Source organism: Brotaphodocola sp. (genome assembly GCF_050873065.1).
GTDB lineage: Bacteria > Bacillota > Clostridia > Lachnospirales > Lachnospiraceae > Brotaphodocola.
The window spans coordinates 49687-62866 of the sequence record NZ_JBNMIC010000012.1 but is presented as its reverse complement, the minus strand read 5'-3'; the positions used below and the strand labels follow the sequence as shown (position 1 = coordinate 62866).

Genomic DNA, 13180 nt, shown 5'->3' with positions numbered 1-13180 from the left:
TGGGACTGTCAGTGACCGAACGAGTACTGCGGTAAAAGAATATATCAATAATCAAAAAAATAAATGATTTAAAATATTTTAAGATCATTACGCATTCACCCACGTCTGATCCGGTTGGTTAGGCGTGGTACTCTGTGATTTTGATAGAAGACAGAGAAAAAAGTAAGAAAATAAGAGTTTCAGAAGTAAAGGCGGTATGCATATAGTTATGAAGAGAAAGGTAATGGGGACGGTGCTTGCAGTTGTGCTTGCACTGTCTGGTGTTCAGCCCGCCTATGCGACAAAACAGGACGTGAAGGTGGAAAAAGAGAAGGCTTCTGTGATGCAGCAGGAGAAGAAGAAGGTCGAAGAATCTCTGAAAAAGCTGGAAGGTCTGAAGAACGACACCGCTGCCTACGTCAAGGAACTTGATGGACAGATGGAGACGCTGAACCGGGAGCTTGACTCGATCAAGACGCAGATCAGCGACAAGGAGACAGAGATCACGCAGATCGGGGAGGATCTCGAGGAGGCGAAGCAGACTGAGGATAACCAGTATGTGGACATGAAGATGCGGATCAAATATATGTATGAGCATGGGCAGACGAGATTTTTGGACATGCTTTTACAGTCGAAAGATATGGGACAATTTTTGAACCGTGCGGAGTATATCCGGGAGATCTCGGATTATGACCGCTCAAAACTTCGGGAGTACGCCCAGAACAAGCAGAAGATTGCGGATCATGAGGCGAAGCTTGAGTCGGATCACGCAGAGCTTGTCACGCTGAGAGAGCAGAATGAGGCGAAGCAGGAGTCGGTTCAGACGCTTCTTGCGACAAAGAATGAGGAACTGAACAGCTATCAGGGGCAGATCAACACCGCTCAGGGACAGATCAGCCAGTATGAGCAGGATATCAAGGCGCAGGAGAAGAAGATCGAGCAGATTGAGGCGGAGATCAAGCGCAAGGAAGAAGAGGCGCGCCAAGCGGCGGAGGAGTCGAGAAGAGCCGCGGAGGCAAAGCGGAAAGCTGAGGCGGAAGCGAGACGCCAGGCAGCAGAAGCGAGCAGAAAGGCGGCAGAGGCGAGCCGTCAGGCCGCGGAGGCAAGCAGACAAGCCGCGGAGGCAAAGAAGGCAGACGATGCCAAGAAAGCCGCGGAGGCGAGTCGTCAGGCGGCAGAAGCAAGCAAAAAGGCAGTCGAGGCGAGTATTCAGGCGAGCAAGGAGGCTGCGGAGGTGAAACGTGTGGCGGCAAAACCGGAGGAAGAGGCAAAACCTGCGGCGGAGACGAGACAGGTTGCCAATGCGCAGACGGCTGCTCCGGAGACGAAACCGGCAGCAAAGACAAAGGCCGCGGAGACGAAACAGCAGGCGGAGACAAAGCAGGCTGCGAAGACACAGACAGCGGCTGCGGATTCTTCTTTGAATAAAAGTTCCGGCAGCGGAAATACTAAATTTATATGGCCGTGTCCGGCAAGCAGCAAGATCAATTCCAAATTTGGAAAGCGGACGGCTCCGACAAAGGGAGCTTCGACTTACCATCAGGGAATCGACATCGGTGCGAGCACGGGAGCCGGAATTGTGGCGGCGGCATCGGGAACGGTGGTTGCTGCGACATACAGCTATTCCGCGGGAAATTATATCATGATCAGTCATGGAAACGGACTGTACACGGTGTATATGCATTGCTCCCAGCTTATAGCTTCGGAGGGACAGAGCGTCAAGCAGGGGCAGACGATCGCAAAAGTCGGTTCGTCCGGATACTCGACGGGGTCGCATCTGCATTTTGGAGTGCGGGTCAATGGAAGTTATGTGAATCCGCTCAAGTATGTGAGTCCGTAGAAAATCAGGGCGCTTTAGCGTGTTTCAGGGAGCTTCAGGGAGCTTCAGGGAGTTTCAGGTAGTTTCAGGTTTTAGGGCGCCGACGGTGGGGAAAAGTCCTGCAAACGCGCTCTCGCTCCGGGTTCGACGTAGTGGTGCATAAGGCTGTAAACTACACAGCCTAAGCACCAACGTCTCACACGGGTTTGCAGGTACTTTCCCACCTTACGGCGCCAACAACGAATGCGAGAAAAGCCCAGGTTTTTGGGTGCAGGATGAACAGCACCGCTTAGAAAAGATTAGAGATTATACACAAAGCGTGTTTTAGACAGTCGAAAAGAAAGACAGGTGACAGCAGTGGATATGGAAAAAGAAACGCAGAATCAGGAAGAACACGATACAGGAAACAAAAAAGCGCAAGGTGACGGGGCGCAGAAGGGTGGTTTCTGGAAAGGCGTGCTGACCGGCGCTCTGGTGACCGCGTTTGCAGGTCTTGCGGTTGTCGGGGTCGCTTCGGGGATCAATGTGATCGAGCGTTCGGTAAACGGAAGCGGACAGAATTCCACATCTGTGGAAAGCACGCAGGCGACTGCCCAGAATCGTCTGGATATGAAGGCAGTCGGGGCGAAGCTGAACCTGCTTCAGTCGGTAGTGAACAGGTATTTCCTGTTTGATGAAGATATGGATAAAGTGGAGGCTGGCATTTACAAGGGAATGATGAATGGGCTTGACGATCCGTATTCGACTTACTACACAGCGGAGGAGTATGAGTCACTGACGGAGGAGACGCAGGGAGTGTACTGCGGAATCGGTGTTCTTGTCAGCCAGAACCGGAATACAAATGCAGTGACAGTTCTTCGCGTCTTTTCCGGTTCACCGGCGGAAGAGGCCGGGATGAAGCGGGGAGATATCCTGTATAAAGTCGGAGATCTTGAGGCAGCTTCGACGGATCTTGATGTGCTTGTCAAAGAGCATATCAAGGGCGAGGAAGGTACCTACGTTGATCTTACGGTTCTGCGTGATGGTGAGGAGATTCCGCTTCATGTGGAGCGCCGGATGGTCGAGACGGATACCGTGGAGCATCAGATGCTCGAGGACAATACAGGATATATCATGGTCAGCCAGTTTGATGTCGTGACTGGGGATCAGTTCGCAAAGGCAGTCGATGATCTTGAGAGCAAGGGCATGGAGCGCCTGATCATTGATCTGCGCGACAATCCGGGCGGAGTTGTGGATTCCTGCGTCCAGATGGCGGCGTATGTGCTTCCGGAGGACAAACTCGATGGAACGCTGCTGACAACTGCGACAAAAGAGGGCGAGTCAGACCGCTATTACTGCAAGGACGGTCAGATCCTGCATGAGTATAATGATGGAAGTACAGACAAAAAGTATCCGAAGCCGGATGACCATGAGATCACGGTTCCGATTGCAGTTCTGATCAACGGACAGTCGGCGAGCGCATCTGAGGTATTCTCCGGAGCACTTCAGGATTACGGAGCAGCAAAGCTTGTCGGCACGACGTCATTTGGAAAAGGAATTGTCCAGAGCCTGCTTCCGTTAGATGATGGATCTGCAGTCAAGATCACAGTCGCACACTACTACACCCCGGCGGGAAATGATCTTCACAAGAAGGGGCTGACCCCGGATGTAGAGGTCGAGTATGAGACTCCGGATGTATCTGATTTGAACATTTATGACACCATTCCACTCGACAGGGACAATCAGGTCCAGAAAGCAATTGAGATTTTAAAGGCGGAGCAGTAAAAAACAAAAAGAGATATCAAGAAAATGTTAAGAAAAAAAGGGAAGTGTTTCTGTTTTTCAAAAAATACTTGCGAATTTAAAAGGCTGATGATAAAATATTTCTAACAAAAATGACGGGCATGAAGAGACAAAAAACAGTATGAAATATGAGGGCAAAGCAATCGAAAGGTTGTGACGCAAAGCTATAGGGTCCGAATCATAGAATAAATTGTTCAGACAGCCAGTTGCCGTATTCCAGTGTCATGGGTTTATCAAAATCTGTGACAGTTGGGGTACGGTTTTTTATTGCTTTGAATATTAAAACGTGTTGGGGAGAGTCCGACAATTTGAAAAAACCGGTAATTTTTGGTAAAAGTAATGTCTATCCAGTGTCCAACTGGTATCCATTTATATGGTAAAATCATTTTTGATTCGCAAGAAGACGATAAGTATAAATTATAGAAGAACATTGTTTGCAGGATGGGATAAATCAGGGAAGGAGACGAGATGACAGATAAAGAACTGAGAAAGCTGAGAAGAGTGGAGCTTTTGGAAATTCTGGTGTCTCTGTCTGAGGAGAATGAACAGCTCAGAAAAGAAAATGAAGAGCTGAGAGAAGCCATTTCCAGAAAAGAGATCTGCATTGAGCAGTCAGGTTCCATCGCAGAGGCATCCCTGAAACTCAGCGGAGTTTTTGAGGCGGCGCAGAGAGCGGCGGACCTCTATCTGGAAAATATTCGCAGGATGGCAGGAGAGGAAGGGCGTTAAGTATGGACAAGAGTAAAAAGACGAAGCAGACTCAGAATTCTGAGTTTTCGCAGATTCGTCCAACCTCTGTTCAATGGAAAAAACAGCTTGTGCGGGAACAGTACCGGATGCGCTATCTTCGGACTCTTCGCAGCACCGTGATGATTCTGGTGTGTGTGGCAGCGACAGCGGTGCTTCTGGCAACTCTTGTTTTTCCAGTTCTTCAGGTTGTGGGAACGAGTATGGAGCCGACCCTGGAGAATGGAGAGGTTCTCGTGGCAGTGAAGAATGGAAAATTCCGGCGCGGAGATATCGTGGCGTTTTATTATAACAATAAGATTCTTCTCAAACGAGTGATTGCGATTGATGGAGAGTATGTGGAAATTGCAGAGGACGGAACCGTCAGTGTCAATAATCAGGTGCTTGATGAGCCGTATCTGAGTGATAAGAGTCTTGGAGAGTGTGACATCGAGATGCCTTATCAGGTTCCGGACGGAAGGATATTTGTGATGGGCGATCACCGCGCGACTTCCGTGGACAGCCGTTCCAAGTCAATCGGGGCAATCGCAGATGAGTACATTGTGGGACGCGTGATTTTTCGGGTCTGGCCTCTGAATCATATCGGAGTAATTCACTAGGAATGATAGAATATGTATGGCAGATGTCTGATTGATATAGAGAATGAAGAGCGTGTAGAGAGTGTTTTGACAAGTTGTTTGAAAGAAAGGGGGGAAGAGAGATGGAAGAGAATCTTTTGAAAAAGATATCGATTTATCTTCAGGCGCACAGAAAGGCAAAACGTTTTGCCGTGCTCGCCTGTCTGCTTTCGGTGATCATGATTGCCGGAGTTGTTCAGGCGCTGATGAGACCGGCGATCAGTATGGAGATCGGCAATCCGGCGCTTAGCACGGAAGAAGAGTTTCTGGAATATGGAGAGCAATCCGTGCTTCATGTGGCAGCAACCGCAGATGAGGATCAGGAAGACGGAACGTATTTTGCATTGTCGACGAAAGAAGAGAACGCTTATCTGGTCGGTCTCTCTTTCAACCGGCAGGGCGAGGCAACTTTGAAGATGGATGACGGCAGTGATCTCATTCTTCACCGGGTCGCAGCGGATAAGATCCATTCGTATGGGGAGATCGAGGAGGGCAGAGTCAACTACTGGTTCTGGCTCCCGCAGGGAACGTCTCAGGACTTTGATCTGACGTTTGCTTCCGCGCTCGATCAGGACGGAAAGCTGAAGAGTGAGGAAGAGAGACTGGCAGATTTGGCGACGGATTCGGATGCAGAGCCGGCGGAAAATACATCGGCAGAGAAGCAGGGCAATCAGAAGGCGACCCCGTCTGACGCACAGGCGAAAAATGTGGGTGCAGAAACAGGAGAAAAGCCAAAGAAAAATACGCTGTTTTCCATGCTGAAACATGCGGTTGAGACCGTGGAGCATGATCTGACAAAGAAGGCGAGCCCTTCTGATGCAAGTCCTTCCAATGCGGAGGAGGGTGCAGATGGATACAAGTGGAACCTGACGGATTCCGGTCTCAGCTTTGTGGAGTTTTACAGCGCAAGTGCCGTTGAGAAGAAGGAAGCGCTTTTTGCAGCAGATTCCGCACGGGAGAACCTTCAGGGAACCCTGATGCTAAACTGGATGAGTTGGGATATGATCGAGGCGCTTCGGTACGAAAAGGGAATGCCGGACAGTGCGACCAGCTGGGTGACGGTTCAGCGTGAGGGACTGCCGCTTACCTCTTTTGGATATGATTCCTACTCGGTAGCGCTCTTGAATGATCTGTCAGATGAGGAAGACGGTGAGATTGCGACATTCGCGGAGAATGAGGAAGAGGGAATTGACTTTACCGATTATATCACGAACGTAACCGTTTGGAAGATCATCAATGGTGAGTGGAGAGAGAGCACCGAATTTGTTGACGGAGATCAGGTGAAAGCGGAGATTGATTTCACAATTCCGGAGGGAGAAGTAGACGAGGACAACAAGACGATCTATTATCAGCTCCCGGCAGGAATCCGCCCACTTGAAGAGCAGACCGGAATCGTGTATCAGAAAGGTGTGGCAGTCGGAACGTACACGATTGACACAAATGGAATGATCAAGATTCTTTTCTATGATGCATTCGCAGATGGAGAAGAGTTTGATGGAAGAGTGGAGTTCAAGGGAACACTTTCTGCAAGCGAAACCGGAGAGGACGGAAAAATCAATTTTGGCGGAGCAGCCGGAACGATCACAATCGGAAAGAAAGATCAGGACAAGACCGATTTAAGGATCACGAAGACGGGTACTCCGAATGAAAATAAGACGGCGATCGATTACACGATTGAGGCATCCACGGAGAACGGAACAAAAGATACTGTGACGATCATGGACAGCTTCAAGAGTGGAGGAAGTGCAACGGGTCTTTATCAGGAAGGAAGTTTTAGACTCCAGAAAAAAGATGCTGAGGGCAATCTGACAGATCTCTCCGATCAGTACCAGCCGACGTTTCAGACAGAGGCAGATGGAAACAAATCCTTTACCTATGAAAATCTTCCACCGCTTAAGGCGGGAGAGAGTTATGTGGTGAACTATCGTGCGGATGTCAAGTCAACTTCCACTTCCGGACAGGAGACTGTTCAGAATGCCGCGGGAGTGAAGAGTGATGGATCGGAAGACTGGAAATGGAGCTGGATTGAGATTTCCAAGAACATGATCGCAAAGAGCGGATACTATGACGCAAATAAGGATGTGATCAACTGGAACATTGCAGTCAATGAAGACCGCCGAGATATCAGTGGATATCACCTTAAAGATACGCTTCCGGAGGGATTGGATCTGCTCAGCGATGTGATTATCCGGGACAGCAGCGGAACTGTGGTGGGAACGATTTCGAAGTCGGATGTTCAGAATCGTCAGATTCTTTACACGTTTCCGAATGGAAGCAACGATAAGTACACGATGGAATTCCAGACGACGGCGCCGAAACTGGAAGGCAATGTAAAAAACAGTGCCGATTTTGAAAATCCTGATTCTGGAAAAAACTGGTCTTCTTCCACGACAGTTTCGGTTAAGCATCGCGATGAGAAGCTTCAGAAATCGTATCAGAACAACTACGTTGACGGCGGAAAGATTCATTACCGCTGGAAGGTAGAGAGAACGATTCCGAATGGAACGCTTTCTGCATTTACCTATAAGGATGTCATCCATGATGGGGTTGACGGCAATGGAAATGAAATTCCAGACAGCCATTATGCACTCGCAAGTGAGCTTCAGAGTGTCTTTGAGAAAAACATGGAGATGCAGTTTCAGGATGAAGAGGGCAAGATCCATACGATTAAATGGGTAGAAAATGACTTTGTCACATTCTCAGCTGTTTACTATGATGCTGACGGAAAAGTAGTAGATCCGAGTGACACGACGACTCATGTAAAACGGTTTGAGATTACGGTGACCCCGAAAGAAGGACGGACACTCGAAGGCATTTATTTTAAGATCTGGGATTATCCGACGATTGTGGATTACACCGGAATGGATGAGAATGAGACGAGAAATTTTGTGAACACTGGAAGTATCAACGATATGACGAGTGATGCCTCCCATGAGCATAAAAGACCGATCCGAATTGAGAAGAACACGAAGGTAAAGGACCAGTGGGGCAACTTCTCATCTTATGGTTCTGGAGAGCAGTCTGTCAACTATGACAGACAGAGTGGAATTCTCTATTATGAAATTCTTCTTCACACGGAGGAGAATGAGAACGGAGAGATCGTGCTGAAAGACCAGATTCCGGATGGTGCCACTTATGTGGAAGGTTCCCTCGAGGCAAAGTTTTATATAGGGCAGTATAATCAGGTATCTGCACTTTGGTGGGATGGCGGAAGTTATGATTTTAGTAATGAACAGAAACCACAGGTGAGTGTGGATTCCAAGACGAATCTTATGACAATCACGATTCCGGGTGGTTATAACACAAAGAAGTCAGATCCGTCCAATCCTTACGGAAATACGATTCAGCTTACCTATCAGATTTCCGTGAAGGACGATCCATACTGGAAAGATGAGTCCCATGAGCACAAGATTTACACGAACACAGTGGACTGGAATGGAAATAAATCGGATCAGACGACTGAAGTGACAAAGGATGTGGAAAAACTTCGCAAGTCGGCAACCCAGCTGGAAGAGTGGGATGCGACAACTGGGCAGATGAAGCAGATCGACAAGGTGCGCTACACTGTCGTGATCAATCCGGGTGCGGCTGATCTTCATCCGGATAGCGATGAACTCAGCTTAACCGATAATCTGACTGTGCCAAATGGAGTGGAAGCTCATCTGGATCTCACGTCCGTAAAGTTGTATCAGTACGACGGACAGAAAGAAGATCATCTCGGAAGTGAGGTAGAAAAGAGCCGATACAGTCTGAGTTACAATGATAAGGCGCGCAAACTTGAGATGAAGATTCCGGACGAATTTGCCTGTGTTCTTGTCTATGAGTATGCGTTTGAGAATAAGAGCGCTGCGTCAAAAGAACTGACCATGACAAACGAGGTATCTCTGGATGGACAGTTCTCCAAGCGCAATCAGCTTGTGGCGATCGATACAACTTCCGCCGTAACGGTTGATAAGAATGCAGAACTTCGGTTTTACAAGGTTGACAGCGAAAACTACTCCAAACTTCTTTCCGGAGCACAGTTCACGCTCTATGAAGTCGATCAGGGACAGACAGGCGGAGACTGGAAGCAGATTGGAACTTACGATACCGATGCAAACGGAGAGCTGATTTTCAAACTGAGAAGCAGCCTTTCGAGTACAGGAACGATTATTGAGCGAAATCATCTCTACAAGATCACAGAGACGAAAGCACCGGATGGATATGTAAAGTCCGATGACGCCTGGTACTTTGTCTGGATGCAGAATGGAAATAAGATTGCCGATTCCAAAAATATTGTCAGCAACAATGATGCCTGGAATTTCTTCAACAGATGGACGGGTGATTCGAATGCAGGAAATGTCACGTTCTACGGCGGAAGCGATGGAGAGCGGGACGGTTTCTATTATGTTCCAAACAAAAACACTCAGATTAATGTCAAGAAGGTCTGGGTGGATGAAGAGAACCGAGAGATCGATCCGGGAAGTGATAAGATCCGCGTACAGCTCTATCGGGAAGAGATGGAGTGTGCAGGAAAACCGGTGAAGGTGATCATTCGCTATTATAACAATAACAATCTGGAGGAGATGGAGACAGATGCATATGTCAAAGATTCCGGAACTATCACAGTAAAAGCGCTGAAATATACATGGTGGGATAGCAACACTGATCCAATGGTAAAAAAAGGTGGATTTACGGCACAGACACCATATTATGATTCTACTTATGGTCAAAATGTGACGTGGTATACAAAAACTTTTGACATCTCAGAGATTGAAGGAGATACCTTGCTGATTCCAGTAGGTACAGGTAACTGGGACGATCAAAACTACGCGAGTCTTTTGAAAATGGAAGTTTCTGGAGATGTGGAGACATGGAAGAAGGCAGATGCAAAGCCATATGGAGATGAAGTTGAACTGAGTGCAGACAATGACTGGAGTTATTCCTGGACTGTGGATGCAACGGATTCAAAAACAGGTCAGCCATACTGGTATCGGGTTATGGAAGTAGGTAATCCATCCGGATATACCGTCATTTATAACAATAATAATGGCATCCAGTCAGGAGATATCCTGATTACCAATAAAAAAGAGATTGATTATTCTCTTCCGGAAACCGGTGGAGTTGGAGCAGATGTGATCTGGCAAAGCGGAGCACTGCTCACAGCCCTGTCGGGAGCGGGATTTGGTGCACGAAAGTGGAGGCGGATGCGAACAAAACAAAGAAAGAGTTTTTCGGATAAGAGGAGGTGACGAGGAGCGCATGAGAGAGACCGACGAGAACAGACTTGGAATTCGCGCGAGACGTCGCTGGATTCCGCGGGCGAGGGACTCGAACGCAGGCTGTCACAGGAAAAAAATGAAAATGTGACAGCAGGAAAAGTTCATAATCATTCTTATACGGGAAAATATGAATGCAAGATGTATGAGATGATTGTGAGGCTCTGAGATGAGTATGAAAAACAAAGGACAAGCAGGAGGAAAAAACGAATGAAAAGAGTGAAAAAAATTGCCAGTCTGATTCTGGCATTCGTACTGGCATTTGTACTGACAGTACCGGCATTCGCAGCAGAAAAAACAACGATTACAATCGCAAATGGTGCATCAGGTGCAGAATATGAGGCATACAGACTCTTAGATGCGACAGAGGGAAACAGCTCAAACTTTGCATATACAGTAAATGAAAAATATCGCGAAGTGCTTCAGAGTGTTACTAAAAAGACAACAGATACAGAAATTATTGACTATATTTCTAAATTGAATGAGACGGATCTGCGTAAATTTGCAGATAGTATTTATGCAAGTGTAAAGGCTCTTGGCGCAGATGAAACGACATCGGATGATCATTTTAAAGATGTTGATCAGGGTTATTACTTAATTGCAGAGACAAAAACGGGCGAAGATCCGGATTCGTATTCTCTGGTTATGCTGAACACCGCAGGAAAAAAGGAACTCACAGTTACTACAAAGGAAGATGTTCCGACGATTGAGAAAAAACTTAAAGAAAAAAATGACTCTACTGGAAATGTAACAGATTGGCAGGATGGAGCAGACTATGATGTAAATGATGAGGTTCCATTCAAGCTGACTGGTACTCTGCCGAAAAACTATGACAGCTATGAGACTTACAAATATGTATTCCATGATGTTCAGTCTAAAGGTCTCACTTTCCAGCCGGATACGGTAAAAGTTTATGTAGTCAAAGATAATAATGAGCCAACCGATGACAACAAAGTTGATGAAAGCAAGTATGAGGTAGTAACAGAGGGACTGAAAGATGATTGCACTTTTGAGGTGGTTTTTGAGAATTTAAAGGAAGTTACCACAGATAAGGATAGCAAGATTGTTGTAACATATACTTCTATTCTGAATGATAAGTTTGAGATTGGAAGCAAAGGAAACCCGAATACGGCAAAGCTGGAATTCAGTAACAATCCTTATGGAAATGGTACTGGAAAGACCCCGTTTGACAAGGTTATCGTATTCACCTACAAGCTGGTTGCAAACAAGGTAGACAAAAAGGGCGATGAGCTGCCAGGTGCAGGCTTTACTCTTTACAAGTTTGATAAAAAAACAAATGATTACGTTGCAGTCGGCAGTGAGATTACCGGAGTAACCAAATTCGAATTCAACCGTCTTGATGCAGGTCAGTACAAGCTCGTCGAGACCACTGTTCCGGCGGGTTACAACAAGGCAGAGGATCTGATCTTTACCGTAGAGGCAACCTATGATACTGAGTCAGATGAGCCGGCATTCAAGGATCTGGTAGTAAAGGATGCAGAGGGACGTGTGATTTCTGGAACAAATGCAGAAGAGGGACAGACCGTTACCTTTACTGTTAGCACAAAAGATGGTTCTGCAACCACGAACATCGTCAACCACACTGGTACAGAGCTTCCGTCCACCGGTGGCATCGGTACAACCATCTTCTACCTGACCGGTACAATCCTTGTTCTTGGTGCAGTTGTTCTTCTGATCACCAAGAAGCGCATGGAGAAAGAAGAAAAATAAATTGTAATACTTAGACAGCTTAGTAGACATCATAGTAGACAACTTAGTTGACATCGCAGCGTGGGCAGGCTCTGCAAGGCAGAAAGTCACTGCAAACCCGTGTGAGACGTCGGTGTTTAGGCTGTGTTTTTTACAGCCTTATGCACCGTTACGTCGAACCCGGAGTGAGAACGTGTTTGCAGGACTTTACTTGCCGGCAGAGCCTTAAAGACAATATAAAATAAATCAAGTATAAATCAAGTATTAAGCAAGTTATTTTAAGCATTGAGATTTTGAGTATCTCAGATTCCCTTTCGTGTTAGAAAGAGAACTCTTGTATTATTGTATTAGAGTATTAGAAAAAGAAAAAAAGAGAAACGACAGCAGGAGACAGTTATAGTTATGAGGTGGATGAAGAAACATTGGTCAACAGCAATACTGGTGATGATTCTTGCAGCCGGACTGATCCTGCTGTCTTATCCGACAGTCAGCGACTATTGGAATTCCTTTCACCAGTCCCGCGCGATTGCTTCCTACGCGGAAGCCGTGGCGGAGATTGATGAAAATCAGTATGAAAAAATCTGGGAGGACGCGCGCCAGTATAACGCGCAGATGCCCGATGAAAAGAAACGCTGGTCATTGAGTGATGACCAGAGACAGGATTATGAGAGACAGCTCAATATCGGCGGAACGGGCGTGATGGGATACATTGAGATTCCATCGATTCAGGTTTCTCTTCCGATTTATCATGGAACGAGTGAAGGCGTCCTGCAGATTGCAGTAGGCCATATTGAGGGATCTTCCCTGCCGGTTGGAGGACTGGGAACGCACTGTGTGCTTTCCGGACATCGAGGTCTTCCGTCGGCGAGATTGTTTACGGATTTGAATAAAGTGGAAGAGGGCGACCGCTTCCTTTTGAGAGTGCTCGATGAGACACTTACATATGAGGTAGATCAGATTCATATCGTGGAACCGAATGATCTGCACTATCTGGAAATAGAACAGGGACAGGATCTATGCACGCTTGTGACGTGTACCCCTTACGGAATCAATTCACACAGACTTCTCGTGCGGGGTCACCGCGTCGCAAATGATGAGGATGACTCTTCATCCGATATTCGCGTCACTGCGGATGCCATCCAGATCGATCCACTGCTGGCGGCACCTGTCCTTGCATTGCCGATGCTCTTGATCGGACTGATCCTACTTCTTACAGGAAATAAGCAAAAACCTGATCTGAAACGGCATGGAAAGGAGTGAAGACCCGG

At 47.1% G+C, this 13180-nt stretch carries 7 protein-coding genes and 1 riboswitch; all 7 genes read left to right on the top strand.

Translation table 11 applies throughout. The features are described 5' to 3' along the window. The first annotated feature begins 208 nt into the window (after positions 1 to 208). The 7 genes from ACR0QE_RS05240 to ACR0QE_RS05210 all read left to right on the top strand — a co-directional run bounded on the left by ACR0QE_RS05240 (position 209) and on the right by ACR0QE_RS05210 (position 13172). Positions 209 to 1819, top strand: a complete 1611-nt coding sequence (locus ACR0QE_RS05240; protein WP_432627307.1) for a peptidoglycan DD-metalloendopeptidase family protein — start codon at positions 209 to 211, stop codon at positions 1817 to 1819. Between the two features lie 342 nt (positions 1820 to 2161). Next, complete coding sequence (locus tag ACR0QE_RS05235; RefSeq protein WP_432627306.1) at positions 2162 to 3562, top strand: S41 family peptidase; 1401 nt, start codon at positions 2162 to 2164, stop codon at positions 3560 to 3562. Positions 3563 to 3703: 141 nt separating this feature from the next. Further along, positions 3704 to 3794: riboswitch (cyclic di-GMP riboswitch) on the top strand. 254 nt (positions 3795 to 4048) lie between these two features. Continuing rightward, positions 4049 to 4309, top strand: a complete 261-nt coding sequence (locus ACR0QE_RS05230) for a DNA repair protein (protein WP_432627305.1) — start codon at positions 4049 to 4051, stop codon at positions 4307 to 4309. A gap of 2 nt (positions 4310 to 4311) precedes the next feature. After that, a complete protein-coding gene (lepB, locus tag ACR0QE_RS05225) occupies positions 4312 to 4926 on the top strand; it encodes a signal peptidase I (protein ID WP_432627303.1) in 615 nt (204 codons plus the stop codon). Positions 4927 to 5027: 101 nt separating this feature from the next. Further along, positions 5028 to 10175, top strand: coding sequence for a SpaA isopeptide-forming pilin-related protein (locus ACR0QE_RS05220; protein ID WP_432627302.1), 5148 nt, complete (start codon positions 5028 to 5030; stop codon positions 10173 to 10175). Between the two features lie 237 nt (positions 10176 to 10412). Further along, positions 10413 to 11933 carry an isopeptide-forming domain-containing fimbrial protein gene (locus ACR0QE_RS05215; protein ID WP_432627301.1) on the top strand — a complete coding sequence of 507 codons (1521 nt, stop codon included), beginning with the start codon at positions 10413 to 10415 and terminating at the stop codon, positions 11931 to 11933. Between the two features lie 381 nt (positions 11934 to 12314). Beyond that, positions 12315 to 13172 (top strand): class C sortase, encoded by an 858-nt coding sequence (locus ACR0QE_RS05210; protein WP_432627300.1) that lies wholly within the window; start codon positions 12315 to 12317, stop codon positions 13170 to 13172. Positions 13173 to 13180 lie beyond the last annotated feature (8 nt).

Coding starts and splice junctions, on each gene's coding strand:
- ACR0QE_RS05240 (WP_432627307.1), top strand. CDS start 209: ATGAAGAGAAAGGTAATGGGGACGGTGCTTGCAGTTGTGCTTGCACTG.
- ACR0QE_RS05235 (WP_432627306.1), top strand. CDS start 2,162: ATGGAAAAAGAAACGCAGAATCAGGAAGAACACGATACAGGAAACAAA.
- ACR0QE_RS05230 (WP_432627305.1), top strand. CDS start 4,049: ATGACAGATAAAGAACTGAGAAAGCTGAGAAGAGTGGAGCTTTTGGAA.
- lepB (WP_432627303.1), top strand. CDS start 4,312: ATGGACAAGAGTAAAAAGACGAAGCAGACTCAGAATTCTGAGTTTTCG.
- ACR0QE_RS05220 (WP_432627302.1), top strand. CDS start 5,028: ATGGAAGAGAATCTTTTGAAAAAGATATCGATTTATCTTCAGGCGCAC.
- ACR0QE_RS05215 (WP_432627301.1), top strand. CDS start 10,413: ATGAAAAGAGTGAAAAAAATTGCCAGTCTGATTCTGGCATTCGTACTG.
- ACR0QE_RS05210 (WP_432627300.1), top strand. CDS start 12,315: ATGAGGTGGATGAAGAAACATTGGTCAACAGCAATACTGGTGATGATT.